The organism is Erythrobacter westpacificensis (genome assembly GCF_039542285.1).
Lineage (GTDB): Bacteria > Pseudomonadota > Alphaproteobacteria > Sphingomonadales > Sphingomonadaceae > Alteraurantiacibacter > Alteraurantiacibacter westpacificensis.
This window is the reverse complement of the sequence record NZ_BAABHV010000009.1, coordinates 442,639-469,149: the sequence shown is the minus strand read 5'-3', so window position 1 is coordinate 469,149 and position 26,511 is coordinate 442,639. Positions and strand designations below refer to the sequence as shown.

The 26,511-nt window shown below is 64.1% G+C and carries 33 protein-coding genes; 22 read left to right on the top strand and 11 right to left on the bottom strand.

The features are described from left to right. Window positions 1-47: 47 nt before the first annotated feature. Complete coding sequence (locus tag ABFX23_RS07035) at window positions 48-1,121, bottom strand: serine hydrolase domain-containing protein (RefSeq protein ID WP_346032377.1); 1,074 nt, start codon at window positions 1,119-1,121, stop codon at window positions 48-50. Next, window positions 1,118-1,696, bottom strand: a complete 579-nt coding sequence (gene pyrE, locus ABFX23_RS07030; RefSeq protein ID WP_346032376.1) for an orotate phosphoribosyltransferase — start codon at window positions 1,694-1,696, stop codon at window positions 1,118-1,120. The genes ABFX23_RS07035 and pyrE overlap by 4 nt, the downstream gene beginning before the upstream one ends. 182 nt (window positions 1,697-1,878) lie before the next feature. Between pyrE and coxB the strand changes: the two genes are divergently transcribed. The 10 genes from coxB to ABFX23_RS06980 all read left to right on the top strand — a co-directional run bounded on the left by coxB (window position 1,879) and on the right by ABFX23_RS06980 (window position 10,768). Then, the gene (gene coxB, locus ABFX23_RS07025) at window positions 1,879-2,952 is read left to right on the top strand and encodes a cytochrome c oxidase subunit II (RefSeq protein ID WP_346032375.1); all 1,074 of its coding nucleotides are present in this window, start codon (window positions 1,879-1,881) and stop codon (window positions 2,950-2,952) included. A gap of 53 nt (window positions 2,953-3,005) precedes the next feature. Beyond that, window positions 3,006-4,724 carry a cytochrome c oxidase subunit I gene (gene ctaD, locus ABFX23_RS07020; RefSeq protein ID WP_346032374.1) on the top strand — a complete coding sequence of 573 codons (1,719 nt, stop codon included), beginning with the start codon at window positions 3,006-3,008 and terminating at the stop codon, window positions 4,722-4,724. Window positions 4,725-4,801: 77 nt separating this feature from the next. Next, window positions 4,802-5,713, top strand: a complete 912-nt coding sequence (locus tag ABFX23_RS07015) for a heme o synthase (protein WP_346032373.1) — start codon at window positions 4,802-4,804, stop codon at window positions 5,711-5,713. Further along, entirely contained in the window at window positions 5,710-5,835 is a 126-nt protein-coding gene (locus ABFX23_RS07010) for a hypothetical protein (protein ID WP_346032372.1), read from the top strand. The genes ABFX23_RS07015 and ABFX23_RS07010 overlap by 4 nt, the downstream gene beginning before the upstream one ends. Window position 5,836: 1 nt before the next feature. Further along, a complete protein-coding gene (locus tag ABFX23_RS07005) occupies window positions 5,837-6,430 on the top strand; it encodes a cytochrome c oxidase assembly protein (protein WP_346032371.1) in 594 nt (197 codons plus the stop codon). A 64-nt stretch (window positions 6,431-6,494) separates the two neighbouring features. Further along, on the top strand, window positions 6,495-7,376 hold the full coding sequence (locus ABFX23_RS07000) for a cytochrome c oxidase subunit 3 (RefSeq protein ID WP_346032370.1): 882 nt from the start codon (window positions 6,495-6,497) through the stop codon (window positions 7,374-7,376). Between the two features lie 96 nt (window positions 7,377-7,472). Continuing rightward, window positions 7,473-7,778, top strand: a complete 306-nt coding sequence (locus ABFX23_RS06995; RefSeq protein WP_346032369.1) for a DUF983 domain-containing protein — start codon at window positions 7,473-7,475, stop codon at window positions 7,776-7,778. Continuing rightward, the gene (locus ABFX23_RS06990) at window positions 7,775-8,407 is read left to right on the top strand and encodes an SURF1 family cytochrome oxidase biogenesis protein (protein WP_346032368.1); all 633 of its coding nucleotides are present in this window, start codon (window positions 7,775-7,777) and stop codon (window positions 8,405-8,407) included. The genes ABFX23_RS06995 and ABFX23_RS06990 overlap by 4 nt, the downstream gene beginning before the upstream one ends. A 61-nt stretch (window positions 8,408-8,468) precedes the next feature. After that, window positions 8,469-9,881 (top strand): threonine synthase, encoded by a 1,413-nt coding sequence (gene thrC, locus ABFX23_RS06985; protein WP_346032367.1) that lies wholly within the window; start codon window positions 8,469-8,471, stop codon window positions 9,879-9,881. Then, window positions 9,881-10,768 carry a class I SAM-dependent methyltransferase gene (locus ABFX23_RS06980; RefSeq protein ID WP_346032366.1) on the top strand — a complete coding sequence of 296 codons (888 nt, stop codon included), beginning with the start codon at window positions 9,881-9,883 and terminating at the stop codon, window positions 10,766-10,768. Before thrC ends, ABFX23_RS06980 begins: the two co-directional genes overlap by 1 nt. A gap of 4 nt (window positions 10,769-10,772) precedes the next feature. Here the strand turns inward: ABFX23_RS06980 and ABFX23_RS06975 are convergent, their stop codons facing one another. Next, window positions 10,773-11,579, bottom strand: coding sequence for a DUF1499 domain-containing protein (locus ABFX23_RS06975; RefSeq protein ID WP_346032365.1), 807 nt, complete (start codon window positions 11,577-11,579; stop codon window positions 10,773-10,775). A 128-nt stretch (window positions 11,580-11,707) separates the two neighbouring features. On the opposite strand from ABFX23_RS06975, the gene ABFX23_RS06970 reads away from it, so the two are divergent. From ABFX23_RS06970 to ABFX23_RS06945, 6 genes are all read left to right on the top strand, one after another. Beyond that, the gene (locus ABFX23_RS06970) at window positions 11,708-12,076 is read left to right on the top strand and encodes a dihydroneopterin aldolase (RefSeq protein ID WP_346032364.1); all 369 of its coding nucleotides are present in this window, start codon (window positions 11,708-11,710) and stop codon (window positions 12,074-12,076) included. Further along, window positions 12,076-12,402 carry a Rossmann fold domain-containing protein gene (locus tag ABFX23_RS06965; protein ID WP_346032363.1) on the top strand — a complete coding sequence of 109 codons (327 nt, stop codon included), beginning with the start codon at window positions 12,076-12,078 and terminating at the stop codon, window positions 12,400-12,402. Before ABFX23_RS06970 ends, ABFX23_RS06965 begins: the two co-directional genes overlap by 1 nt. A 12-nt stretch (window positions 12,403-12,414) precedes the next feature. After that, complete coding sequence (gene moaA / locus ABFX23_RS06960; RefSeq protein ID WP_346032362.1) at window positions 12,415-13,416, top strand: GTP 3',8-cyclase MoaA; 1,002 nt, start codon at window positions 12,415-12,417, stop codon at window positions 13,414-13,416. Further along, the gene (locus tag ABFX23_RS06955) at window positions 13,416-13,658 is read left to right on the top strand and encodes a MoaD/ThiS family protein (RefSeq protein ID WP_346032361.1); all 243 of its coding nucleotides are present in this window, start codon (window positions 13,416-13,418) and stop codon (window positions 13,656-13,658) included. Before moaA ends, ABFX23_RS06955 begins: the two co-directional genes overlap by 1 nt. 1 nt (window position 13,659) lies before the next feature. Beyond that, a complete protein-coding gene (locus tag ABFX23_RS06950) occupies window positions 13,660-14,109 on the top strand; it encodes a molybdenum cofactor biosynthesis protein MoaE (protein WP_346032360.1) in 450 nt (149 codons plus the stop codon). Between the two features lie 66 nt (window positions 14,110-14,175). Beyond that, the gene (locus tag ABFX23_RS06945) at window positions 14,176-14,601 is read left to right on the top strand and encodes a hypothetical protein (RefSeq protein WP_346032359.1); all 426 of its coding nucleotides are present in this window, start codon (window positions 14,176-14,178) and stop codon (window positions 14,599-14,601) included. A 3-nt stretch (window positions 14,602-14,604) separates the two neighbouring features. On the opposite strand, the gene ABFX23_RS06940 is transcribed toward ABFX23_RS06945, so the two are convergent. Both ABFX23_RS06940 and ABFX23_RS06935 read right to left on the bottom strand, forming a co-directional pair. After that, window positions 14,605-15,288, bottom strand: a complete 684-nt coding sequence (locus ABFX23_RS06940) for a Crp/Fnr family transcriptional regulator (RefSeq protein ID WP_346032358.1) — start codon at window positions 15,286-15,288, stop codon at window positions 14,605-14,607. Window positions 15,289-15,300: 12 nt separating this feature from the next. Further along, entirely contained in the window at window positions 15,301-15,801 is a 501-nt protein-coding gene (locus ABFX23_RS06935) for a hypothetical protein (RefSeq protein ID WP_346032357.1), read from the bottom strand. Between the two features lie 218 nt (window positions 15,802-16,019). On the opposite strand from ABFX23_RS06935, the gene rplU reads away from it, so the two are divergent. From rplU to ABFX23_RS06920, 3 genes are all read left to right on the top strand, one after another. Next, on the top strand, window positions 16,020-16,544 hold the full coding sequence (gene rplU, locus ABFX23_RS06930; protein ID WP_346032356.1) for a 50S ribosomal protein L21: 525 nt from the start codon (window positions 16,020-16,022) through the stop codon (window positions 16,542-16,544). Between the two features lie 12 nt (window positions 16,545-16,556). Continuing rightward, a complete protein-coding gene (rpmA, locus tag ABFX23_RS06925) occupies window positions 16,557-16,826 on the top strand; it encodes a 50S ribosomal protein L27 (RefSeq protein WP_120078042.1) in 270 nt (89 codons plus the stop codon). 204 nt (window positions 16,827-17,030) lie between these two features. Next, the gene (locus ABFX23_RS06920; RefSeq protein ID WP_346032355.1) at window positions 17,031-17,576 is read left to right on the top strand and encodes a GNAT family N-acetyltransferase; all 546 of its coding nucleotides are present in this window, start codon (window positions 17,031-17,033) and stop codon (window positions 17,574-17,576) included. 19 nt (window positions 17,577-17,595) lie between these two features. On the opposite strand, the gene ABFX23_RS06915 is transcribed toward ABFX23_RS06920, so the two are convergent. Further along, complete coding sequence (locus ABFX23_RS06915; RefSeq protein ID WP_346032354.1) at window positions 17,596-18,459, bottom strand: metal-dependent hydrolase; 864 nt, start codon at window positions 18,457-18,459, stop codon at window positions 17,596-17,598. Between the two features lie 53 nt (window positions 18,460-18,512). On the opposite strand from ABFX23_RS06915, the gene ABFX23_RS06910 reads away from it, so the two are divergent. Next, window positions 18,513-19,109, top strand: a complete 597-nt coding sequence (locus tag ABFX23_RS06910) for a TetR family transcriptional regulator (protein ID WP_346032353.1) — start codon at window positions 18,513-18,515, stop codon at window positions 19,107-19,109. Here ABFX23_RS06910 and ygfZ read toward each other — a convergent pair. Next, window positions 19,106-19,843, bottom strand: a complete 738-nt coding sequence (gene ygfZ / locus ABFX23_RS06905) for a CAF17-like 4Fe-4S cluster assembly/insertion protein YgfZ (RefSeq protein ID WP_346032352.1) — start codon at window positions 19,841-19,843, stop codon at window positions 19,106-19,108. The genes ABFX23_RS06910 and ygfZ overlap by 4 nt on opposite strands. Before the next feature lie 38 nt (window positions 19,844-19,881). Between ygfZ and ABFX23_RS06900 the strand changes: the two genes are divergently transcribed. Next, window positions 19,882-20,706: a patatin-like phospholipase family protein gene (locus ABFX23_RS06900; RefSeq protein WP_346032351.1), complete on the top strand. Its 825-nt coding sequence runs from the start codon at window positions 19,882-19,884 to the stop codon at window positions 20,704-20,706. Between the two features lie 10 nt (window positions 20,707-20,716). Then, window positions 20,717-21,754: a dihydroorotase gene (gene pyrC, locus ABFX23_RS06895; protein ID WP_346032350.1), complete on the top strand. Its 1,038-nt coding sequence runs from the start codon at window positions 20,717-20,719 to the stop codon at window positions 21,752-21,754. On the opposite strand, the gene rarD is transcribed toward pyrC, so the two are convergent. From rarD to ABFX23_RS06875, 4 genes are all read right to left on the bottom strand, one after another. Then, window positions 21,755-22,678, bottom strand: a complete 924-nt coding sequence (gene rarD / locus ABFX23_RS06890; RefSeq protein WP_346032349.1) for an EamA family transporter RarD — start codon at window positions 22,676-22,678, stop codon at window positions 21,755-21,757. Window positions 22,679-22,966: 288 nt separating this feature from the next. Then, the gene (gene astD / locus ABFX23_RS06885; RefSeq protein ID WP_346032348.1) at window positions 22,967-24,385 is read right to left on the bottom strand and encodes a succinylglutamate-semialdehyde dehydrogenase; all 1,419 of its coding nucleotides are present in this window, start codon (window positions 24,383-24,385) and stop codon (window positions 22,967-22,969) included. Between the two features lie 169 nt (window positions 24,386-24,554). After that, window positions 24,555-25,013: a DUF3617 domain-containing protein gene (locus tag ABFX23_RS06880; protein ID WP_346032347.1), complete on the bottom strand. Its 459-nt coding sequence runs from the start codon at window positions 25,011-25,013 to the stop codon at window positions 24,555-24,557. Between the two features lie 66 nt (window positions 25,014-25,079). Then, window positions 25,080-26,480, bottom strand: coding sequence for a protein adenylyltransferase SelO family protein (locus ABFX23_RS06875; protein ID WP_346032346.1), 1,401 nt, complete (start codon window positions 26,478-26,480; stop codon window positions 25,080-25,082). Between the last annotated feature and the right edge of the window lie 31 nt (window positions 26,481-26,511).

Here is a 26,511-nt window from a genome sequence, read left to right as displayed (position 1 = left end):
CAGGGCCTCTAGTCGAACGGGACGGGCAATTCCAGTTGCCCGACTACTTAACGGCCGCTTTGGCAGGCCAGTTCGGACAGCACGTCGTGCATGGGGCCGCTGCCCGTCCGGACCTCGCCGAACTCGAAATCCCCCTGATCGGTCGCCAGCGCAACGGCAATGCCGCGATCGGGAAGGATGATGTTGCGAGTCTGGAACTTGCCGATGCCGCCGCGCCGCTCGACGATGCGAACGGGCGCGTCGCAGCCGTCTAGCGAAGCCTGGAAGACCCACTGACCCAGCGCCAACGAACCCGATGCGGCATCGCTTTGCCATAGCCGTGCCAGTGCGCTGTCGCTCAGCAACCGGCCGCTCATCAGTGCCTGGTCGAATGCGAGGATATCGTCCAGCGGCCCGACCAGCGCACCCGATGCTCCGTAGCCCGCAATGCGCTTGGCCTCGGCATCCGTGCGCGCGGCGAAAGCCCGCTCGCTGCCGGGCTCCAGGAAACTGGTGTTGATCCAGCCGGCATCCAGGCCAATGCCCTGCGCCAGCAGCAGGTCGAGGCTGGTGCCGGTCGCCGCTTCCAGCACGGCGCCCAGCACGATGTAGTCGCAATTGTTGGATGCCCCGCCACCTACCGCCGGGGCTTCTCCCTGGCCCGTGCAGTAGGCGAGGGGATTGGCCTCGCTCGTATAGAATGAGGGGAAGCCGTCGTCGCCGGGAGCCGAATCGTCCGGGTTGGGCAAGTCGCTGCGATGGCGCAGAAGGTCTTCCACGGAGAGACCACGGCCACGCAGCGGACGAATCCACGTGCCGACGTCACTGCCAAGGGAAAACTGCCCGTCCTCCACTTCGCGCATGACCAGCACGGCGATCACCTGCTTGGTGACGGAGGCCCAGGGCCAACCCTCTATCGTACGGGTCGCGGCTTCCTCGGGCGCGCTGTCCCCGTAATATATGGTATCGGGCTTGCCGGGCACCGCGAAGGCGGCATCGCCGGTAAAACCGCTTTCCAGCAGCCGGGCATAGCCGCGTAGGTCCGCATCCTGCTCGGCGAAGGGGCGGTCCCCCGGCGTCGCGCAAGCGCCGAGGATCGCGCAGCCGAGCGCTCCTGCAAGAAGCCGCGCGACGAGAGTCACTTCCGGCTCCCCGGCTTGGTGATGGGCAGGGCGGCAAGTTCGGCGGGCACTTCGTCCTCCGCATAGGTGGGGAAGTCGATGTCGATCAGCGGGAAGAACGGCACCCCGAGGTCGACCGACCCGTTCGAACGGTCGACCAGCGCCACTTCGGCCAGCACTTCGCCGCCTTCGCGGGCCACGGCGGCAATCGCCTCGCGGCTGGAGAGGCCGGTGGTGACAACGTCCTCCACCATCAGCACCTTGGCACCCGGTTCCAGCGCGAAACCGCGGCGCAGGTGGAACTCGCCGTCGGGGCGTTCGAGGAACATGGCGTCGAGATTCAGCGCGCGGCCCATTTCATGGCCGATTATGATGCCGCCCATCGCCGGGCTTACCACGGCATCAAGCGAATCGAGGATCTCGCCGGGGATCTTCTCGCCCAGTGCCTCGGCCAGGCGCGCGGCGCGGTGCGGGTTCATCAGTACCCGCGCGCATTGCAGGTAATGGCCGCTGTGCCGCCCGCTGGACAGCTTGAAATGCCCTTCCAGCAGGGCACCGCTGGCGCGGAATTCATCGAGGACCTCGTCCTGTGTCATGGTGCTGGCCAGTCCTTTCGCTTCGGCAATCGCATGTAATCGGGCACCCTTGGACCAAGGTCCGGATAGGCGTCTGGGAAAAAAGTCCCTAGTTGCGCTTGAGGCATGGGGCAAGCGCGCGTATAGGCGCGGCGTTGGCGGCCCCTGTCGGGGTCTGGGGGCACTTGTGCCCGGGACGAAAAATGGAAAGCATTGAAACCATGAATTTCGGCGCATTCGCCCGCAAGAAACTAAACTTCCTCGCACTTTTCGTGTTGGCAGCCCTTTCGCTTGGTGCCCTGCAGCAGGGTGCCATGGCGCAGGAAGGCGCCGTTGATCCGGACGCTGTCGCCGTCGAGGAGTCGGCTGCCGAAGCGCCGGCGTTCGAATACTACGGCCCCGAAATGATCAAGGGCCAGCCGGTCAGTTCCGATGAAGACCTGATCGGTTCGATGACTTTCCAGCCGCAGTTTACCGATAACGGCGAGTACGCGCTGTGGATGCACGACGCGATCCTGATGCCGATCATCACCGTGATCAGCCTGTTTGTTCTCGCTCTGCTGCTGTGGGTCGTGCTCAAGTACAACAAACGCGCCAACACAGTGCCTTCCAAGACCAGCCACAACACCCTGATCGAAGTGATCTGGACGGTTATCCCCGTGCTGATCCTGGTGGTCATCGCCGTGCCTTCGATCACGCTGCTGGCGCGCCAGTACCAGTCGCCGCCCGAGGACGCGATCACGATCAAGACCAATGGCTACCAGTGGTACTGGGGCTACGAATACGTCGACAACGGCGGTTTCGAAGTCATCTCCAACATGCTGAGCGAAGAAGCTGCGCTGGAGTCTGGCGAGCCGCACCAGCTGGCCGTTGACAACCGCATGGTCGTGCCCGTCGGCGTGCCGCTGCGCATCCAGACCTTCGGTGCCGACGTGATCCATTCGTTCGGCATCCCGTCGCTGTGGTTCAAGCTGGACGCCGTTCCGGGTCGCATCAACGAGAAGATGCTCACCATCAACGAGCCCGGCATCTACTACGGCCAGTGCATGGAGCTGTGCGGGGCCCGCCACGGTTACATGCCGATCGCCATCGAGGCGCGGCCGCTGGACGAATTCAACGCCTGGGTGCAGACGCAGCCGGGCGGCATGACCCGCGCGCAGATCGAGGCGCAGAACGCCGCGCCTGCCGCTGAAGATGCCCAATCCGCAGAGGATGCCGCCGAAGCCGGTGACACCGAAGCTGCCGAGGAAGCCGAAGCCGCCGCACAGGCAGCGTAAGCTCTCTCGTATTTGATTTAACTGACGATTATAGCAGACAAGGTTCCATAGAAATGGCCACCACCGCTGAAGGTTTCGACGCCCACCACGAAGACCACGCCCACGATCATGCCGATCACAAGCCGGGTTTCTTCGCTCGCTGGTTCATGTCGACCAACCACAAGGACATCGGCACGCTGTACCTCATCTTCGCGATTATTGCGGGTGTGATCGGCGGTGCCATTTCCGGCGCGATGCGCGCCGAACTGGCGGCTCCCGGCCTGCAGTACATGGGCATGTTCGTCGACATGCTGGGCGGCGATGGCTCCAGCTTCGATCAGCAGGGCCACATGTGGAACGTGCTGATCACCGCGCACGGCCTCATCATGGTGTTCTTCATGGTCATGCCGGCCATGATCGGCGGTTTCGGCAACTGGTTCGTGCCGCTGATGATCGGCGCGCCGGACATGGCCTTCCCGCGCATGAACAACATCTCGTTCTGGCTGACCGTGGCAGGCTTCCTGTCGCTGCTGTTCTCGATGTTCGTGCCTGGCGGCATCGGCATGGGTGCCGGCGTTGGCTGGACGGTCTATGCGCCGCTCTCCACCTCCGGTTCCGTCGGCCCGGCGGTCGACTTCGCGATCTTCTCGCTGCACCTTGCCGGTGCCGGCTCGATCCTTGGCGCGACCAACTTCATCACCACCATCTTCAACATGCGCGCGCCTGGCATGACCCTGCACAAGATGCCGCTGTTCGTGTGGTCGGTGATGGTCACTGCATTCCTGCTGCTGCTGGCGCTGCCGGTGCTGGCCGCCGCCATCACCATGCTGCTGACGGACCGCAACTTCGGCACCACCTTCTTCGACCCGTCGGGCGGTGGTGACCCGGTTCTCTACCAGCACCTGTTCTGGTTCTTCGGCCACCCCGAAGTTTACATCATGATCCTGCCGGGCTTCGGCATGATCTCGCAGATCGTGGCGACCTTCTCCAAGAAGCCGGTGTTCGGTTACCTTGGCATGGCCTATGCCATGGTCGCCATCGGCGTGGTCGGCTTCATCGTGTGGGCGCACCACATGTATACCGTCGGCCTCGACGTGAACACGAAGATGTACTTCACGGCCGCCACCATGGTCATCGCGGTGCCCACCGGCATCAAGATTTTCAGCTGGATCGCCACGATGTGGGGCGGCTCGCTGGAATTCAAGTCGCCGATGGTCTGGGCCATGGGCTTCATCTTCCTGTTCACCGTGGGCGGTGTGACCGGCGTCGTGCTGGCCAACGGCGGCGTGGACGACAACCTGCACGACACCTACTACGTGGTTGCGCACTTCCACTACGTGCTGTCGCTGGGTGCCGTGACCTCGATGTTCGCGGGCTGGTACTACTGGTTCCCGAAGATGTTCGGCCGCTGGCACTCCGAGTTCCTGGCGCACCTCCACTTCTGGGTGTTCTTCGTCGGCGTGAACGTGATCTTCTTCCCGATGCACTTCCTGGGTCTCCAGGGCATGGCGCGTCGCTATCCGGATTACACCGCCGCCTTCGCCTACTGGAACGAGATCGCCACCATCGGCTACATGATCATGGCCGTGTCGATCGTGATCTTCTTCGTGAACATCCTGTACGCGATCTTCTTCGGCAAGAAGCCGGAAGCCAACTACTGGGGCGAAGGCGCGACGACGCTGGAATGGAGCCTTTCCAGCCCGCCGCCGTTCCACCAGTTCGAAACGCTGCCCGTGATCGAGGACCACCACAGCCACGACGATCACATCAGTGAAAAACCGGCGACCGCCTGATCGGCGCTCCTCGCCTGACGAAAAACGGGAGGGGGCGCGCCGGAGACGGGGCGCCCCCTTCGCTTGAGACAGATAACGTGACGACAACCGCAGCCCCTCTAGCGACACAGCTTCCCGCCGACTGGCGTGACTTCTTCGCGCTGACGAAGCCGAAGGTGATGCGCCTTGTCGTCTTCACCGCGCTTTGCGGAATGCTGGCAGCGCCCGGCACCATCCATCCGGTGATCGGCTTCACCGCGATCCTGTGCATCACGCTCGCCGCTGGCGGGGCGGGGGCGCTGAACCAGTGGTGGGAAGCCGATATCGACGCCAAGATGAAGCGCACCGCGCGCCGCCCGCTGCCGCTGGCCAAGATGCGGCGCGAGGACGCACGCGACTTCGGCATCCTCCTGTCGGGAACCTCGGTCGTCATCATGGGGCTGGCGGTCAACTGGCTGTCCGCCGCCGTCCTGGCGTTCAGCATATTCTTCTACGTGGTGATCTACACCATGTGGCTGAAACCCAGTACGCCGCAAAACATCGTCATCGGCGGAGCTGCCGGAGCCTTCCCGCCGCTGATCGGCTGGATCGCGGTGACGAACGAGATCACGGCAATGCCGCTGCTGCTGTTCGCCATCATCTTCATGTGGACTCCGCCGCACTTCTGGGCCCTCGCGCTGTGGGTGAAGATCGACTACGCCGAAGCCGGTATCCCGATGATGCCGGTCGCTCGCGGAGAGCGGACGACCCGGCGCCAGATCCTTGCCTATTCCGCGCTGCTGCTGCCGCTCAGCGTGACGCCGTGGGTGATCGGCGGGACCGGCGCCGCCTATGGCCTGTCCGCCATCGCCCTTTCCGCGGCCTTCCTCGCCCTGTCCGTTCCGGTGGGCCTGCGCACCAGCGGGGACGGCGACACGATGCGCGTTGAAAAGCGGCTGTTCGCCTACTCGATCATTTACCTGTTCGCCTTGTTCGGCGCGCTGGTGGCAGACCGGGTGATCTTCGCATGACGCCGGAAGAGAAGAAGGAATTCGAGCGCCGCCGCAAGCAGCGCAATCTCGTGGTCGGCCTGATCCTGGCCGGCTTCGTCGTGTTGTTCTACCTGATCACAATTGTGCAGATGAGTGACTGATATGGCCACTATGACCCTTGAAGATCGCAACAAGCGGACGATGTTCTTCGGCTTCGGTATGGCACTTGCCATGCTGGGCATGGGTTATGCTGCCGTCCCGCTCTACGATCTGTTCTGCCGGGTCACCGGCTTCGGAGGCACCACGCAGGTTGCCAGCGAAAGCGACGCTGCCCTGGCGGAGCGGCTTGGCGCCAGCGCGGGCGGAGTGACCTACTCGATCCGCTTCGATGCCAACACCTCGCGCAACATGCCATGGGAATTCAAGCCGGTGCAGGTGACCGACCGGGTCGCCATCGGCCAGCGCGACATGGCATTCTACACCGCGAAGAACAATTCCAGCGAGCCCATTACCGGCACCGCTACGTTCAATGTGGAGCCGGAGCAGGCCGGACGATATTTCAACAAGATCCAGTGCTTCTGCTTCACCGAGCAGACGCTTCAGCCGGGCGAGGAAATTCGCATGCCGGTGCTTTATTACGTCGATCCGGCCGCGCTGGACGACGACAACATGGAAGGGGTGGAGCAGATCACCTTGTCCTACACTTTCCACCGCGCGGACCAGAGCCCGAATTCGGGCGAAGAGAACCCCAGCTAGGCTCTGGACCCGAACGCAACCACGCATTACAGGCGCATCAAACCCAAGGATCAGGATCAACATCATGGCCGGTGCCAAGAACCACGATTATCACATTCTAGACCCTGACATCTGGCCGTTCGTCGGCTCGATGTCGGCGCTTACTTTCACCACCGGCATGGTGATGTTCATGCACGCTGACGAAGGCGCATTTCCCGAAGGCCTGTGGCGCATCGTTCTGGGCCTCGGCATCGCCGGCCTGATCGCCACCTTCTTCGGCTGGTTCTCCAAGATCGTGAACGAAGCGCAGCGCGGGGATCACACGCCCGTGGTGCAGCTGCACATGCGTTACGGCATGATCCTGTTCATTGCGTCCGAAGTGATGTTCTTCGTCGGCTGGTTCTGGTCGTGGTTCGACTTTGCCCTGTTCCCGGCGCCCATCGAAATGGTGGACGAAGGCCTGTGGCAGAGCGTGGTTGGCCAGGAAGGCGCCGCAATGCTGGCGAACTTCCCTCCCGACGGCATCGAGGTGCTCGACGCATTCGACCTGCCGCTGCTCAACACGCTGATCCTGTTGTGTTCGGGCACCACGGTCACGTGGGCGCACCACTGCCTGATCAACGGCGACCGTGATGGCCTGAAGAAGGGTCTTTGGCTCACCGTCGGCCTCGGCGTGCTGTTCAGCGCGATCCAGGCGTACGAATATGCCGCTGCCCCGTTCGGCTTTGGTGGCAACAACTATTCCAGCGCCTTCTACATGGCGACGGGCTTCCACGGCTTCCACGTTCTGATCGGGACGATTTTCCTGATCGTCTGCCTGCGCCGTGCTTACCTCGGGCACTTCACGCCGCGCCAGCACTTCGGCTTCGAGGCCGCTGCCTGGTACTGGCACTTCGTCGACGTCGTCTGGCTGTTCCTGTTCGTCACCGTCTACGTCTGGGGCGGCTGGGGCGCCGAAGTCCACTAAGCTTTCGTGACCGACGATTTGCAAACAACGAAGGGGCGGCCCGCGACGCGCGAGGCCGCCCTTTTCGGTTCCTGTCCGCGCTGCGGGGCGAGGACCATGTTCGACGGCTGGATCAAGTTCGCCGACACCTGCGACGAATGCGGCCTGGCTTACGGCAAGTTCAACGTGGGCGACGGCCCGGCGGCATTCCTGACTCTGGGCATCGGCACGATCATTGTCGTGCTGGCGCTGTGGCTGCAGCTCAGCGTCGAGCCGCCGTGGTGGGTCCACGTGATTCTGTGGGTGCCGCTGACCGTGATCGGTGTGATCGCTGGCCTGCGCCTCACCAAGGCATGGCTGCTTGTCGCCGAATACCAGCGCCGGGCCGAAGAACACCGCCATGACGGGAGCGACCTTTCGTGACCAGGGGGCGCGTTCCGCTGATCCCGACGATCATCGTGATCGCCGCCGCCGCCGTGATGGTGGCGCTTGGCATCTGGCAACTTGGCCGGATGGACGAGAAGGGAGCCCTGATCGCGCAATACGCGGCCAATGAAGACTTGCCGGTCCTGCGCGGCTTCGAACCTTTTTCACCGGGTGCATCGGAGGACACCGGGCACCTCGATGCGAACCTATTCCGCACGGTGGAGATCGCTTGTGACACCCCCCGTGACTGGAAGGGCGTGGCGGGTCGCAATGCGGACGATCAATCTGGCTACGTCCACATGTTCGCCTGCGACGAGGCGCTCATGGATGGCGCTCCGGGCAGCGTGCTCTACGCCACCATCGGCTGGTCACGCTCTCCGCAGCAGCCCGAGTGGCAGGGCGGCACAGTCTCCGGCATCCTTTCTACCGCCGGTGATGATTACGAGGTCGTCGCAAGCGAACCGCAGGCCGGCCTCGAACCGCTCGCGAAGCCCGATCCCGGCGACCTGCCCAACAACCACCTCGCCTACGCGGGCCAGTGGTTCTTCTTCGCGCTTACTGCATTGGTGATCTATTTCCTCGCGCTGCGCCGCCGGTGGCGGGACGATGGCGTCAAGCGCAAGTGACAGCGCGGCAATCACTGCTTGCTTGCCCAGCGCGGGCCATGGCTTTAACGCGCGCCTCACGATGAAATACATTTCCACCCGTGGCAGCGCACCGGCGCTCGATTTCGAAGGCGTAACGCTGGCAGGCCTCGCCAGCGACGGCGGTCTCTACGTGCCCGAGGCTTGGCCGCAATTCTCCGAACACGAGATCGCGGCAATGTCGGGCCTGTCCTATGTCGAGCTGGCGGTGCGGGTGATGACGCCGTTCGTCGAAGGCTCGCTTACGGTCGAGGAACTGCGCGACCTGTGCACGCGCGCTTATGGCCGATTCTCCCACGCGGCCGTCACGCCGCTGGTGCAACTTGATCAGCAGCAGTGGATCCTCGAGCTGTTCCACGGCCCGACGCTCGCCTTCAAGGACGTAGCGCTGCAACTGCTTGGCCGCCTGTTCGAACATTTCCTGAAGCAGAGCGACGATCATCTCACCATCGTGGGTGCCACCAGCGGCGACACCGGCAGCGCGGCTATCGATGCCGTGGCGGGGCGCGAGCGGGTCGATATCTTCATGCTGCACCCCAAAGGCCGCGTCAGCGACGTGCAGCGCCGCCAGATGACCACGGTGCGCGCGCCCAACGTTCACAACCTCGCCATCGAAGGCAGCTTCGACGATGCGCAGGCCATGGTGAAGCGCATGTTCAACGACGATGCCATGGCTGCCTCGCGCGGGGGGGAATATCGCATCAGCGCGGTCAACTCGATCAACTGGGCGCGGTTGATGGCGCAGGTGGTCTATTACTTCGCCGCAGCGCTGCAGATGGGCGCGCCGCGCCGCAAGGTCGCCTTCAGCGTGCCGACCGGCAACTTTGGCGATGTGTTCGCGGGCTATGTCGCCGCGCAGATGGGCCTGCCGATCGAGAAGTTGATCGTCGCCACCAACGTGAACGACATTCTCCACCGCGCGCTGGCAACGGGCGATTACTCGGCGGGCACCGTCACGCCCACGGCGGCGCCCAGCATGGATATCCAGGTCAGCTCCAACTTCGAGCGGTTGCTGTTCGATCTGGGTGGGCGCGACGGCGCGGCGATGGCCGAACAGATGCGCGGCTTCGAAGCGAGCAAGGCCATGCAACTCACCAACGCCCAGCGCGAAGGGGCAGCACGCCTGTTCGCCAGCGCCCGCGTGGACCAGGCCGGCATGGCCAATGCCATGACCTGGGCGAACGAGCAGTGCGGCTACGTGCTCGATCCGCACACAGCGATCGGCTTCCAGGCTGCGCGCGAGGCAGGGATCGCTGCATCGACCCCGGTTGTGACGCTGGCCACGGCGCACCCGGCGAAGTTCCCCGACGCGGTGGAGCGTGCCACCGGCATGCGGCCCTCGCTGCCGACCCGCGTGGGCGACCTGTTCGAGCGGACCGAGGCGTTCGAGGAACTACCCGGAGAATATGAAGCGGTGGCCGATTACGTATCCAAGCACGCCACTCCGAGCAGCTGATGGCCGAGCTTGTCCGTGATCCGGTAATCATGGTCGGCGAGGGCTGGCCGGACTACGGGCTTGTCGATTCGGGCCACGGCCGCAAGCTGGAACGCTATGGCGATCGCCGTTTCATCCGTCCCGAACCGCAGGCCATGTGGTCTCCGCGAATGGATGACTGGGAGGCCGACGGCGAGTTCGTGCCCGGCAGCGACGAGGACGGCGGCGGGCGCTGGCAGTTCGACCGCGAGGTGCCGCGCGATGGCTGGCCGCTGCACTGGGAAGAGGTGACGTTCACCGCCCAGTGCACGCCGTTCCGCCATCTCGGCTTCTTTCCTGACATGGCGCCCGTCTGGCACTGGATGCGCGCGCAGCTGGCCGGGCGCGAGGATGCGCAGACCTTGAACCTGTTCGGATACACCGGTGTCGGCTCGCTGGCATTGAGCAAGTGCGGGCCGGTGGCGCATGTCGATGCCAGCAAGAAATCCGTAGGCCAGGCGCGCGAAAATGCCGCGCTGTCCGGCATGGAGGATCGCCCGATCCGCTGGCTGATCGACGATGCGGTGAAGTTCACCGCGCGCGAAGTGCGGCGCGAGCGGCGCTACGACGGCATCATCCTCGACCCGCCCAAGTTCGGGCGCGGACCAAAGGGCGAGACCTGGCGAATCGAGGAGGGCTTGCCGGGCCTGATCGCCGATTGCCGTCAGTTGCTCGATGCCGACAGCAAGTTCCTGTTCCTCACCGTCTATGCCGTGCGGATGAGTTCGCTCGCCATCGGCGGCTTGCTGGCAGAGGCTTTCGCTGATCTGCCGGGCAAGGTCGAACACGGCGAGCTGGCCGTGCGCGAAGATGGCGATGAAGGCCGGTTGCTGCCCACCGCGATTTTCGCACGCTGGAGCAACGACTGATCGATCAGCCGACGGCGCGCAGGTCCGCCAGGAATTCCCTGATCCGCGCGGCGTTGTAGCCGACGTCGCTCACGCCCACCCGGCTGACGCTGCGCATGTCTACGCGGGTGGAGCCATCGGCCACCGGCGTCACTTCGAGGATCACATCGTCATAGAAGCGCACGTAGCCTGCCGTTGCGGTTGCCTCCAACGTGCCGGTTTCTGCATCGTAGGCAGCGATCTCCCAGCCGCGATCCTCCATCAGCGCCTGTGCATCGGCGAGAACCTCGGTGGGTGACTTGTCGATCACGATTGGCTGGATGTCGGCATAGGCGCCTTCATGGAAGGCGCGCCACTCCTCGACGCTGAAGGGGCCGGTGCTGACGGGATTATCGACATCCAGCGTCGTGAACTGCGGAATGTCGTTCAGGTCGGTGGTGACGTCGTGGATCGGCGGAACCTTGCCGGCAGGAATGACCAGCAGAATGTAGATCACCGCCGTCAGGGCACCAGCCAGGATGGTGCCCACGAACAGCTTCGCGACCTCCCCGGTGCTGCGCCAGAAAGCGAAGATAAGCCCGAGAATTCCGATGATGGTCAGAGCCCGCGCCGGATTGAGAGCCATGTAGAAGGGACCGAAGCCCGCCAGCTTCCCGATGATATCGTAACGCGCAAGAGTGGCGGCCACCAGCACGATGACGATTGCGATCAGCGCGCCGCCGAGAACGAAATTGCCGAGCCAGCGAACAGCCTTGGTTTCCTTCCTTGCGCCCGTTGCCGGTGCTGCACCCGTTTCCGCCATGATCCACGTCCCCTTGTTGTGTCCTGACACATGGCTTGCCCGCAAACAGGTGCCAGCGTCAACTGCGGCCAAAGGACCATGAGCCGGACCCGGGCACGAAATTGACTGTGTCTGTTTTCTTGTAAATCGCGCCACAGCCTGTAATCACGCGGGCCATCATGGCAGACAGCCTTCATCTCGAACTCGCCGATTACACCCATATGGTGCACACCGGAATCTATTCCGAGGAAACCGGCCAGCCACAACCGCTGCGTTTCACCGTCCGCGTGAAGCTGAAGGTGGAGCCGCATTACGATGCGGAAACGCCGCTGGATGCCAGCAAGAACTACATGGACCTGAAATTCGCCTGTTCCGAGGCGCTGGGAGATCGGCACTACAAGCTGATCGAGGCCGTGGCGGACCACGTGTGCGAGACGCTGTTCCTGCAGGACACCCGCGTCGAGGAAATCAGCGTCAAGATCGTCAAGCTGGCGCTGAGCGAGGCGGATGAGGAAATCGGCATCACCTTGGTGCGGGAGCGCAGGTGATGGCGCTGGTGCGCATCGAGGCACGCGAATTGCCCGATTCGCCGCTGGATGCCGCCGCTGCGTTCCACGCCCGCATCCTGCCGGAGGCGCGCCGCGCGTCTGGCAGCGATCTGGTGCTGCTGTTCGACCCGGCCGATCACACCCACCTGCACTGGCGCACGGCGGCAGTCGAGGAACTGGCCCGCGAGTCCGCGCCGTGCCGGGTGAACGGCGCTGTCGGCGGCTCCAGCGCGGATGTGAAGGCCGTGTGCGAATACCTCCAGGACGCGCCGGGCGTGACCGGGCAACTGTTCGCTATCCATGACAATTCGGGTGCGAGTGACTAGATAGGCAGGCACATGAGTTGCACAGAGCCCCTTGTCGACGCGTTCCAGCGCCGGATTTCCTACCTTCGCCTGTCGGTGACGGACCGCTGCGACCTGCGTTGTTCCTACTGCATGCCTGAACGCATGACCTTCCTGCCCAAGAAGGAAGTTTTGAGCCTGGAGGAACTGCACAAGCTCGGCCTCGCCTTCATCGAGCGCGGGATTACCAAGATCCGCCTGACAGGTGGCGAGCCGCTGGTGCGCCGCGACGTGATCGAACTCGTGCAGGCGCTGGGCCGCAAGCTTGGGGATGGGCTGAATGAATTGACGCTCACCACCAACGGCACCCGGCTGGAAGAATTTGCAGGCGACCTGTTCGAGGCAGGCGTGCGCCGCGTCAACGTCTCGCTCGATACGATGGACGGCGAGCTGTTCGAAACGCTCTCCCGCCGCGACCGACTGGTCCAGGTGCTGCGCGGCATCGCCGAGGCAAAGCGCGTTGGCCTCAACGTGAAGATCAACACGGTTGCGCTGAAAGGGATCAACGAGAGCGAAATTCCGTTCCTCGTCGAATGGGCCGGCACCCACGGCCACGACATGACCCTGATCGAGGTCATGCCGCTGGGCGAGGTGGATGGTGAGCGAGTCGACCATTACCTCCCTCTGCCCGCCGTGCGCGACGTGCTGGAAGAGCGCTTCACGCTGACCGATATTGCCGACAACACCGGCGGCCCGGCGCGCTATGTGCGGGTGGAGGAAACTGGCGGACGGCTGGGTTTCATCACCCCGCTCACCAACAATTTCTGCGCCACCTGCAACCGTATCCGCGTGACGGCGACGGGGCAGCTCTATGCTTGTCTTGGCGGAGCCGAGAAGGTGGACCTGCGCGCCGCGCTGCGCTCCGACGCGCCCGATGCCAACCTTGCCGCCGCGCTGGACGAGGCGATGCGGATCAAGCCGGAAAAGCACCATTTCCGGATCGAGAAGGGTGCCGAGCCGGCTCAGCCGCGACACATGTCGATGACGGGCGGCTGATGGCCGTTACCGTCGTATTCATAGGCAAGCTTGCCGACCTTGCAGGCGAGGGCGAGCGTGAAGTTGCCGCTCCCCTGACCTGGGCGGGCCTCGCCGATTCGCTCGGCGCGGAGATCGCCGCTGCGGTCTCCGACGATCGCACGAAGATCGCGATGAATGGCGAAGTGCTGGCCGACAAGGCCGCCCTTTCCGCCAGCGACGGGGACGAAGTGGCGCTGCTGCCTCCCGTGTCGGGCGGCTGACATGGGGCGCGACGTCCAGCTTCTCACCAGGGGTTTCTCGCCCGGCAAGGCGCTGGGCCTGTTCGCCAAGGCGCATCCGGACGCGGGCGGCATTGCCAGCTTCGTCGGCAAGGTGCGGCCAGACGGGGACGTGAAGGTCCTCGAACTCATCAGCTACGAACGCCTGACCCTTCCGGGCATGGATAAGCTGGCCGACGAGGTAGAAGGGCGCTGGCAGCTTGACGGACTGCTGATCCATCACCGCACCGGCCACATGCGCCCCGGCGCGCCGATCGTGCTGGTGGCAGCGGCCGCGCGGCACCGCCGCGATGCGTTCGAGGCGGTGGACTTCGCGATGGACCACCTCAAGTCGCGCAGTTGGTTCTGGAAGCGCGAGAAGCGCGCCGACGGCTGGCACTGGATAGAACCGCGCGAACAGGACCACGACGACGCAAAACGTTGGGACGTTTGATCGCGGTCAAAGCCTAATGGCGCAAACGGATGCATTGCCTTCCTCAAGACAGGAAGGAAACGCATCATGGTCGAACAACTTACCCGCGAGAAAATTGCCCAGCAGGCGGACATCCGCATTGAAGCGCCGCGCGTTACCGCGCCGACTGATCGCACTTTCGAGCTTCCCACCGGGCTCTATGCCACCACCGTGGCGCTGTTCCTCGGTTTCATCGGCACGCTCGCACTGGGCTTCGGCAATCCCGAGATGGTGATCCCCTTCGTCATCTTCGCGCTGTTCGTGGTGGCCGGCTTCGGCGTTCCGGCAATCTGGACGCGTCTCGCGCCCACGACGAAGAGTAAGCCCAAGACCTGGAGCCGTTTCCGGCAGGACGGGATCATGACCGCCTATGGCCGCACCAGCGCGCGCGATGCCACGGTGCAGGTGCTGATCCTGCCGAGCCTGATTTTCGCCTGGGGCCTTGTCTGCGTGACGATCGCCGCGCTGGTCTGAAAATCAGGAAAAGTTTTCGAGGCGTGCGGGGTCGAGGATATCGATCCCGCGCGCCCCTTTGCGCTCGATGATCCTCGCGCGCTCCAGCGCAGTCAGCACGCGGCTGACGGTTTCGATGGTCACGCCCAGCATGTTCGCCATTTCCCCGCGGGTCAGCGGCAATTCGAATTGCAGGCGCGGATGACAGGGCGAATCGCTGGCCGCCTGCGCAAGTGCCAGCAGGAGCTTGCTCACCTGCTCGTTCGCACCGAACCCCGATCCCAGCGCCAGCAGCTTGCGCGCAAGGTGCAGGTCTTCCTGTGATCGGCGCAGGAGGGCACGGGTGAGGGCAGGGTGCTGCTCCAGCGCGCGTGTCATGTCTGCCCTCGCAAACACGCACAGTTGCGAATCGGTCAGCGCCACGACGTCGTGCGCAGGGAAAGGGGCGAACATTTCGCCCACGAAACCGGTCGGGTGAATCAGCGCCAGGATGCGCTCGTTGCCGTCCTCGTCGTAAGCAGTGATCTTCAGCGCGCCGGAAACCAGCGTAGCGCAGGCCGTGTCCTCGTCTCCGGCGGTGAACAGGGTTTCACCGCGGGAAAGGTGACGGGTGCGCCCGGCGCGGGCCAGTTCGTTGCGTTCTTCCTCGGTCAGGACCGAACAGGCCGCGCTGTCGCGTACGGGGCAGGTTTCGCAGGTGAGGGACATCGCGCGCCCCTGCTATCCTGCCAGCCGGCCGAGCAAGGAGCGGATCGTCGCATCCTGCTGTTCGACGAGTGCATCGATCTGGCTGCGCACGTCGGAAATCGATTCGGTGGCGAGGGCAGAGGTGGCGGCGTCGACGTAGATACGGTCCAGATCGGCCAGGGCGATCATCGTCTGGCTGCGCTGCGCCTCGAGGTTCGCGATGGCCACCTGCGCTCGGGCCCAGGCCTCGGTTCCACGGGCCGCACCTGCGGCAGAGGCGATGACGGCGCGGGCATCGGGTTCGGCGGCGAGAAAACGCTGGTGCGCGGCAAGGGCGCTGGCCGCAAGCTCGTCCAGTGAAGCCAGCGTTGCGGCGGGCGGGGCCGGCGGCGGCGGTGCAGGCTCCACTTCCAGCGAACCGCTCACCCGTTCGACATCGCGGATGGCGAGCGAGGGGTAATCCCCCTCCGGCGCGGCACATGCGGCGAGCAGCGCAAAAGCAGCGACAGGGAAGAGGCGGTAGACTTGCACCATAGGCTGCTTTCCCTACATTCGGCACGGAAAGCTTTCCAGCACGCATTTCGGTCGGAGATTCGGCCACGCGAAGGTTGACAGCTATCGGCGCTTCGCCTAACGGCAGCGCTCTTTCCGGTGCCCTGTGGGCGCCTTTTTTGTCATTGCCGTGAAACGGCCCGAGGTTCTCTCAGGTCGGGGTGCGGCAGACGACACCAGATGAAACGGATTTAAGCACCATGTTCGCAGTAGTGCGCACGGGCGGCAAGCAGTACCGCGTCGCCGAAGGAGACAAGATCGCAGTCGAGAAGCTGGCGGGTGACGCTGGCGAGACGATTGTGCTGGACGATGTTCTGCTGGCCGGCGAAGGCGCCGACCTGGCCGATGCTTCGAAGGTCACGGTTTCGGCGGAAGTGATCGCCCAGGCCAAGAGCGAGAAGGTGACGGTTTTCAAGAAGCGTCGTCGTCACAACTACCGTCGCAAGAACGGCCACCGCCAGCAGATGACCCTGCTGCGCATCACGGCCGTGGGCGAAGGCAAGGCGGCGCCGAAGAAGGCTGCTGCCAAGAAGGCCGATGCTCCGGTGAAGGACACTTCGGAAGAGAAGGCCGCCGACAAGCCGAAGAAGGCCGCTCCCGTCAAGGAAGCCGCTGGCTCGGCGAAGAGGGAAACCGCCGCCAAGAAGCCCGCGGCGAAGAAGGCTGCGCCCAAGAAGGCTGCCGCCACCAAGAAGAGCGCCGACAAGTCGGCCGACAAGAAGTAAGGATCTCGGACCATGGCACATAAAAAAGCAGGCGGTTCATCGCGTAACGGTCGCGACTCAGCAGGTCGTCGTCTTGGTGTGAAGAAGTTCGGCGGTCAGGACGTGATCGGCGGCAACATTATCGTGCGCCAGCGCGGCACGAAGTTCTACCCCGGTGCCAACGTCGGCATGGGCAAGGACCACACGCTGTTCGCCCTCGGCGCAGGCAAGGTCCGCTTCCACGACGGCAAGCTCGGTCGCAAATACGTATCGGTAGACGCGATGGCGGAAGCCGCCGAATAACCGGATGATTCGATAATGGGGTCATCCACCGGGATGGCCCCTTTCGAGCCGCATCAGGACTCGAAAAATCGGAAGGAGATGGGGCCGCCCCGTCTCCTTTTTTGATTCTCCTTCCCCACTGGCCTGATCCGACTCGCGGTCAGACCCGAATTTGAAACACCGGTGGCTCACTGGAGGCGGGCACTCGGTTTGGGGAGAATAACAATGTTCATGCGCACCGAGCGGCTGTTCCTGCGGCCGATATTCCCTGAAGACTGGCGCGAGATCTATCGCGGCATCGCCGATTTCGGCGTTGTCAGCATGCTGGCGCGCGCCCCCTGGCCCTATACCGAGGCCGACGCGCAGGCCTATTGCCGCCGCCCGGTAGACACTGGCGCGATGAAATTCTCGGTAACGCTTCCCGAAATTACCGGCGCGCCCGTCATTGGCCAGATCGGCATCGAGCCGGACGAGGAAGGCTACGAGCTGGGCTACTGGATCGGTCGCAAGTGGCAAGGCCGGGGGTATGCCAGTGAAGCGGTGCGCGGCGTCCTGTCGATGGCCCGCGCATTCGGCATCGAGAGCGTAAACGCCGGGCACTTCCTCGAAAACGCGGCTAGCGGCAAGGTGCTGAAAGCGAACGGTTTCCTCGAGACCGGGGAAATTCGCCCGACGGCCTGCGCGGCGCGTGGCGGAGAGGCGTTTCTCGCCCGCCGCTATCGCTGCGATCTGACGCAAACGATGGAAATACCGGACGCCGAGGCCGCGTAAACGGCGGTCGTGCCCGTCGCTATTCGGCGGGTACGGCTCCCGGTTCGCTGTCGGTCTTGTTGGCGTCGTATGCGGCGATCAGGTCACGATCGTCGTGGTCCCACGGGTGGAAGCCGGGCCGGAAATAGCCGAGCCACGCGGGGAAAATCTTGCGCAGGATGCCGGGCTTGCCGAACAGGTAGAGGACAAGACCCCATTTCGCGCGCCAGCCCGTGATGCCGTCCTGCGCCATCAGCTCCAGCGCATCGGTGGAGCGATTGCGCAGGAAACGGAAGCTGACGATCAGCATCAGCAGGCTACGCACCCGCCAGCGCTTGAACGCGGGCCAGTTGCGCGTGGCATTCAGCCACGTATCGTAGGCGACGCCCTTGTGCTCGATTTCCTCCGCCGCATGCCACATCCACAGGTCGGGATCGCCCATACCTGCTGTTGCCAGCGCGCCGGGGTCCTTCAGGAACTGGTGCGCGAACATGGCGGTGAAGTGTTCCAGCGCGCAGGTGATCGCCAATTGGACGATCGGCGGCGTTGCCAGCGTCTGGTCCACCAGCCGGTTCACGCGCGCCGTGATGGCGGAGATATCGTATCCCGCCTCTTTAACCGCGCGATTGAACGCGATGTGCTCGCGCGTGTGATTCACTTCCTGCCGGATGAAATCGCGAATTTCGGCTGCCAGCTGCGGCGGCACATCGTCGCGGTGCGCCTTCACCGCTTCGATGAACATCGCTTCCCCGCGCGGGAAACTGCACGAGAGAGCGGCGAACCAGGCGGAGGCGACAGGGTCCACGCCGCGCTGACGCTTCTGGTCGCGTGCAAAGCGCTTGTCGCGAATGGTGAGCGAGTGCGCTTCGGATGGGGTTTCTTGCCAGTGCGGTTGCGCCGTCATATCACGGACCTCTTCGACGATGACTGGGCGAGAAATAAGGGATACTTACAAAGGTGTCAATAAGGAAGCGATTGAGCCCGGAGGAAAGCCGCGCGGCCGCGCTGGAGGCGGCGCGCGCTCTGCTGATCGAGGCCGGGCCGCAGAGCGTTACCCTGAAGGCCGTGGCCAGCCGTATTGGCCGCACCCACGCAAACCTGCTCCACCATTTCGGGTCGGCTTCCGGCTTGCAGAAGGAACTGGCCCGTCACCTGGCCCAGACCGTGTGCGACTCAATCGGCGATGCCGTGCGCGCCACGCGGGCCGGGATCGGCAGTCCCCGCGAAGTGGTGGACCTTACGTTCGACGCTTTCGGGCAGGAAGGCGGCGGGGCGCTGGCGAGCTGGATGCTGGCCTCGGGAAACGAGGACGCTCTCAACCCCATCATCGAGACCATTCACGCGCTGGTGGATGACCTGAATCCCGACGAGGTTGCCCACGATTCGCAGCGCTCGATGCACGAGACGACCTTCTCGCTGGTGCTGCTGGCACTTGGCGATGCGCTGCTGGGAGAGCAACTGGCCGAATCGCTGACGGTAGAGCGCACCACCGCGCGCGACCGGGCCGAGTCTATGATGATCGCTGCGTTCGAGAAGAACGGGATCGCGGTCTAGGCGCTGTCCGCTTCGCCGAGATCGAGCCAGCCGGGCACCAAATCCGCCGGGATGTCTGCCACGCGCAGGTGATCGACGGCGAGGCCGAGATCCTCGTGAACGGCCTTGCGCCGCTTTTCTTCCGAGCGATCGAGCGGAACCACCACGAGGCGGCGGTTGACCTTCTGCCGCCAGTTCATGCGCGCGGTATTCTCCTGCCCGATGTAGCAGCCCTTGTTGAAACTGACGCCCTTCAGTTCGACGGCGTTTGTCTCCAGCCACAGGATATCGCCCAGTTCCGCGCTCCCCTCGGATACGCGGAGGGCAAGGCGATGGGCGCGCCACGCCGCGTCTGCGCTTTCCTCGGCATCGTTAGCCGGGGCCAGCCAGCGCCAGCCCAGCGCGGGCAAGCGCGGATCGGGGGAGGCTCCGTCGCGCGCATCTGCCTGCCAATGGACCGCCAGCGCATCGTCCCGGCCGATCTCCAGCTTGCGGCGCAGGCGATAGAGCGAAAGGCGCTTGGCGAGGTCTTCGGCCACCTCGGCTTCGCAGTCGAGCAGGATGTCGTCGCCATCGCGCCATACGATCATGTCGAACATGGTCTTGCCCTGCGCCGTCAGCAGTGCGGCGTAGGTGGGCAAGTCGCCCGTCACGTCGTTCGTCAGCAGGCCTTGCAGGAAGGCGGCGGGGTCCTCGGCATCGTCTGTTGCGGAGATGCGCACCAGCGCACGGGATTTCAGGCGTGTTGCACTCATGGGTGACAGATAGGGCCGCGCGCGCCATAGGCAATGCAATGGCGCGCACATACGATCAGGTGGTGTTTTCCGGCGGCGGCATCCGCTGCTTCTGGCACGGCGGTTTCCTCAGCGAAGCCGGGAGTTTCGAGGCCCTGCAGCCCAAACGGATAAGCAGCGTTTCCGGTGGGGCACTGAGCGCCGCGTGCTGGATCAGCGGACGCGAGGAAGACTTGCTGGCGGTGATGGAGGAAGCCTTCGCCATCAACGATGCCAACATCGCTGCCGGGAAATCCAATTTTACCCCGCACCAGGAAATCTACCGCGACGTGGTGGACGTGACGCTCGACACCGAGGCGACCGAGCGGGTGGCCGACGGACCGGAATACGAGGTCGCGCTAAGTGTGCCGCCGGAGCAGCTTGCTCCTCACGTTTCAGCCATTCTCTACGGCTTGCTCTATCAACTCGACCAGGCCGTGCGCGCCACGCCGCACCTGCGCTGGCCGCGAGCCTCGGGCCTTGGAGAAATCCGTGTCGATGGCAGGCAGGCCGCGCGCGACGGCAAGCTGGTGGACCTGATCTGCGCCGCCGCCACCATCCCGCCGGTGTTCGACGTTCCCCGATGGCAGGATTGCCGTGTGCTCGATGGCGGCATGCTGGACAAGGCGCCGTTGCCGCTGGAGAGCGAGGGTGAAACAATTGTCCTGCTCACCTCGCGTTATCGGCAGTGTCCGCAGGTTGAGGGGCGCACCTACGTGATGCCCAGCAGCGAAGTGGCGGCGGACAAGATCGACTTCTCCGATGCCAGCAAAGTAACGCGAACCTGGGAACAGGGCGTGCGCGATGGAAAGGCGTGGCTGGCGGAGCAGGACGGAGGCGATTAAGGCGCAAGGCATGACCGATTCCCTGACGATCCGCCGCCCCGACGACTGGCATGTACACCTGCGCGATGGCGCGATGCTGGAGGCCGTTGTCGGCCACACCGCGCGCCAGTTCGCCCGCGCCATCGTGATGCCGAACCTCACCCCGCCGGTAACGACAGTTGCCGCGGCCGAGGCCTATCGCGAGCGGATCGTCGCGGCGCTGCCTAAGGGCGCGGATTTCACACCGCTGATGACCTGCTACCTCACGAACAATACCGATCCGGACGAAGTGCGGCGCGGGTTCGAGGCAGGCGTTTTCACCGCCTGCAAGCTGTATCCCGCAGGTGCGACGACGAACTCCGACAGCGGCGTGACCGACGTCGCCAACATTCTCGGCGTGCTGGAAGTGATGGCAGAGATCGGCATGGTCCTGTGCGTGCACGGTGAAGTGACCAGCGCGGACGTCGACATCTTCGACCGCGAGGCGGTTTTCATCGAGCGTACGCTTGCGCCGCTCCTGAAAGACCTGCCGAACCTCAAGGTCGTGTTCGAGCACCTCACCAGTGAGGAAGGCGTACAATTCGTGGAGAGCGCCGGTGCCAACGTCGCGGCCACGATCACGCCCCAGCACCTGCACATCAACCGCAATGCCATGCTGGTGGGCGGGATGCGTCCGCACGCCTATTGCCTGCCGGTCGCCAAGCGCGAGAAGCACCGGCTGGCCCTGCGCCGCGCGGCCACCAGCGGTTCGCCCAAGTTCTTCCTCGGCACCGACAGCGCGCCCCATGCGCGTGAGGCCAAGGAAAGCGCCTGCGGCTGCGCCGGTATCTTCAATGCGCCCTTCGCGCTGGAAAGCTATCTCACCGTGTTCGAGGACGAGGGCGCTATCGACCACTTCGAAGGCTTCGCCTCCGAGCATGGCCCGCGCTTCTATGGCCTGCCGCTGAACGAGGATCGCGTGACGCTGGAGCGCGTGGATTGCGAGGTTCCTGCCACGATCGAGGCCGATGGTACGCAGCTCGTCCCGTTCCATGCGGGCGAGAGGCTGCGCTGGCGCTTTATCGGCTGATCAGCGGGTTACGCCGCGCGCCAGCTTTGCTTGACGCTCTCGGCGGGCGTTGCGGAACATGTCCCAGCTGAACAGCGCGATCGCGGCCCAGATCAGGATGAAGCAGACGAGTTGCGCGGGCTTCATCTCCTGCCTGAACACGATCAGGCCGATTATGAAGACTATGGTGGGCGAGATAAACTGCAGGAAGCCGATCAAGCTGTAGGGCAGGGCGCGCGCGGCCGTGGCGAACAGCAGCAGCGGGATAGCGGTCATCGCCCCTCCGAACACGATTGCCGCCGTTTCCAGAGCGTCGCGGCCCAGTACCACGCCATCACCCGCTACTTCGGTCCAGCCGAGAAAAGCGACGACGAACGGCAGAAGGATGATGGATTCGCAGGTCAGCCCCAGCAGCGGACCTGCTTCCACCGTCTTTCGCAGCAGTCCGTAGACACCGAAAGTAGTAGCCACGGTTACGCTCAGCCAAAGCGTGGTGAGCGCGCCTGCAGACAAGGCCGCAACGCCTATTACTGCCAGCGCCACCGCGCCCGCCTGCGGTTTCGTGAGTCGTTCCTTCAGGAACGCAAAGCCCAGCAGCATCATCACCAGCGGCAGGATGTAGTAACCAACGCTTGCGGCGTAGACCTGGTGCTGCTGGATCGCCCAAACGTAGAGGAACCAGTTCACGGCAATCAGCGTGGAGCTGAAGGCGAGTGTGCGCATGGTGCGCCAGTTGCCCAGCACGCGCCCAAGGTTGCCCAGCATGCGCGAACGGACCACGAAGAACAGGCAGATGGGCAGGGTGAAGAACGTACGCCAGGCGACGTATTCCAGCGGCGGTACTTGATCGACCAGGATCAGGTAAAGCGGCATCGAACCCCAGATCGCATGGGTACAGAGCGCGAGAATCAGTGCGCGTTCCCTGCTGGTTTCCTGTTCGGCCATGGCCGGTCCCTAGGGCTGGAAATGGCAAATGGCCAAGCCATTCGTCGCCGGAAATTTCGCGAAATCGCGACATGGCGAACGATTTATACGTTGCTTGATATTAAGGGGCGGCCCGCTATCAGAGTGGCGAAACTCGAATAATTTGCATTTGAAACAATAAGATCGGTGCTGCCCTGCCCTGTTGGGCAGCAACCGAAGCGCGACCCTTCGGGTCGTGTTTAGGGGGGTCGCGCCAAGGCGTCCGGACTTACGGGTCCGGGCGCCTTGTTCGCGTTTACGAGCGGTTGCTCAACCCTCGGTAAAGCCAACGCCGACGCTGGCGCGCGGCTGGTCCACCTCGGTGCTGGTGACCGGATAGGCGCAATAATCCGCAGCGTAGTAGGCAGCCGGGCGGTGATTGCCGGACAGGCCGATGCCGCCGAAGGGCGCGGCGCTGGATGCGCCGTTGGTGGGGCGGTTCCAGTTGACGATGCCTGCGCGGATGTTCGCCCAGAAACGGTTGTACTGCTTGGGATCGCCACCGATCAGCGATGCCGAGAGGCCGAAACGGGTGTTGTTCGCCTCGGCAATCGCCTCGTCGAAATCGTCCACCTTGATCACTTGCAGCAGTGGGCCGAACAGTTCCACGTCGGGCCGTTCCTTCATGCCCGTTACGTCGATGATCGACGGCGAGAGGAAGGGCTTGTCGTCAACAGGGCGACGCATGTGGCTGATGGCCTTGCCGCCGTTGGAAAGCAGGTAGAGAAAGCTTTCGGTCAGCTGGTCGGCCGTATTGTTGTCGATCACACAGCCCATGAAGGGCTGCGGCTCGGCGAATGGCTCGTCCACGATGATGCGGCCAGCGAGTTTTTTCACCGCGCTCACCGCCTCGTCGTACATCGAGCTTTTCACGATCAGGCGTCGGCCTGCCGTGCAGCGTTGCCCGGCGGTGGTGAAAGCGGACTGGATGATGAGCGCGGCGGCGTCCTCCATCTTGGGCGTGTCCCACAGCACGATCGGGTTGTTGCCCCCCATTTCCAGCGCCACGATCTTGCCCGGATCGGTCGCCAGCTTGCGGTTGATGGCAATGCCCACCTGCGCGCTGCCGGTGAACAGCACGCCGTCGACGCCGGCATGGGCCACCAGCGCCTTGCCCTCGTCAGGTCCACCGACGAGGCACTGCACCAGGTCCGCCGGAATCCCGGCCTTCGCGAAATAGCCGACCAGCGCCTCGCCCACCGCGGGCGTCTTCTCCGACGGCTTGAATACGATGGCGTTGCCCGCGATCAGGGCCGGGATGATGTGTCCGTTGGGCAGGTGTGCGGGGAAATTGTAAGGGCCCAGCACCGCCATTACGCCGTGCGGCTTGTGGCGCAGCGCGGCAGAGCCTTGCAGCGCGCTGTCGAGTTTTCGCTGGCCGGTTCGCTCCGAATAGGCCTTTATCGAGATATCGACCTTAGCGATCACGGCGGACACTTCCGTGCGCGCTTCCCACAGCGGCTTGCCCGTTTCGCGCGCGATCAGCCGGGCAAAAGCCTCCTGGTCCTTTTCCACCTGGATTGCGAAGCGGCGCACCAGTTCGATACGCCTCGATAGCGGCTCGGACGCCCAGGCGGGCCATGCGCGCCGTGCGCGGTCGACCAGTTCGTCCACATCGCCGTGGGGTGCGCGCCACAGTTCGGCTCCGGTGGCAGGCTCGTACGAGATGAGTTCGGCGGTTTGGCTCAAGGCGGTCTGCCCTTCTTCAGGATGATCGTCCCGCGCGGCTTACAGAATTGCTGAGTGCGGGCAAAGTGGGGTTAACTCACGAGGGAAATCCCCGCGCAGCAAACCGGTTTCAATTTAAACCAGATTTATCGTGCAGGCCGGATTGTCAACTCCGGCCTCGCCCCGCCTCTCATCCACAAGCGCCAAGACGGCTACCGGTCACATCGAAAGTCATGGTCATCGGCCCCATGCCCATGTTCCCGCGCATCGTCATGGTCATGTCGTACGTGGACGCGGTGTAGGTGCCGTCCATGGTCATATCCATCGTGCCCTCGTCGCTCTCGCACTGGGCCACGGCATGGATTTCGCCGCCCGACATGTCGAACTCGGTGTAACGGCATTCGCCGTTGGTTTCCTCGAAGATGCGCTCGGGCGAATTGTCGATCTGGTCCTGCGTGATGCAGTTCTGCGCCGTCATGCCTTCGCCGCCCATGATCTGACGCATCATGTCAGCCGCTTGCGGCGGCATGTCTGCCGGCAGCTGTAGATCGGCGAGGCGGCTGTTGGTTTCCCAGTTGCCCGGTTCGATGGCCCAGGCCGAAGTGGCGATGGCGGCGGTTGCGATACCAACGATTGCTAGCTTGCGCATGGTTTTCCCCCTGATTGGATGCGGCAATTGCACGCCAGACTATCAAATCAGGGGGCGCAGCGCCAATCATCCCTCGTGAGCAGGCGGAGCGGGCGGTTCGCCCAGTGCATCGCCCATGCGGCGCAAGCGGGCGATCTTGTCGTAGAGCGGTGCCCAGTCGTCGCGCTCGTCGATGGCGGACCACAGCGTCTCGACCTCGTCGATCAGCATCGTTTCCGGTGCGCCCTCGCGCCAGTAATCGTGGCTGGAATCGAGAGGGCTGCTGCCTTCGAGGGCTTCTGCCAGCGCCCCTTGCGCGTTCCTGCCGCCGCGATGGCGATAGAAGAATTCGTCCGGCCCCATCTTGCCTTCCCGCATCGTGCCCTCGGCAGCATTGATGACAGCGGCATCGGTCTCCAGTCCGCGCTCCTCGATCCCCAGCCGCCAGCAGAACCGGCGCGCCATTGCGTGATGGTAGAGCGTGCCGAACCGCTCCAGCGCGGCGACCAGCGACTCTGCCTCAACCAGCGGGCGCAGGGCGATGGCGAACTGGCCGAGGTTCCAGCGGATCGCTTCGGGCTGGCGGCCGAAGGCGTAGAGGCCGGTCTGGTCGAAGTAGGCGGCGGTGAAGCCGGGGTCCCACCGAGGCAGCCAGCGCCACGGCCCGTAATCGAAGCTTTCCCCGCTGATGTTCATGTTGTCGGTGTTGAGCACGCCGTGGACGAAGCCTACCACCATGTAACTGGCGGCAAGGTCCGCCATCCGTTCCGTCACCTGGTGCATCAGCCGGATCGCAGGCTCGTCGCGTCCCGGCGCGTCTTCGGGCGGCGGGGGGCCGGGATAGGTGGCGAGGCAATAGTCGACCAGCCGGGCGAGGTGCTCGTTTTCCTCGAACGCCATCAGCCGCTGGAAGCTGCCTATGCGGATGTGCCCGTGGCTGAGGCGCACCATCACGGCGGAGCGGGTGGGGGAGGGCTCGTCCCCGCGTTCCAGCGCCTCTCCGGTCTCGACGATGGAGAAGGTCTTGGACGTGTTCACGCCCAGCGCTTCCAGCATTTCGGTGGCGAGAATCTCGCGCACCCCGCCTTTCAGCGTCAGGCGTCCGTCGGCGGTGCGGCTGTAGGGCGTGGTGCCGCTGCCCTTGGTGCCGAGGTCCAGCAGGCGGCCTTCGCCGTCCCTCATCTGCGCGAACAGAAACCCGCGACCGTCGCCGATTTCGGGGTTGTACACGCGGAACTGGTGGCCGTGATACCTGAGCGCGAGAGGCTGGGGCAGGTTATCGGGAAGTGGTTCGAACCTGCCGAAGTGGCGCAGCCAGTCCTCCTCCGACAGCGAACCCAGGCCCACGGCCTTGTCCCACCTTTCATTGCGGAAGCGCAGCACGTGCTTCGGGAAGTCGGCGGCAACAACCGGATCGGCGAGGAAATCCGCCACCTCTTCGATTCGTGTGTCGGGAGTGTACTTGGCCGGTTGCGGTTCGTGTCGCATCAATCCATTAGTGGCCCTTCGCAAGGCGCAC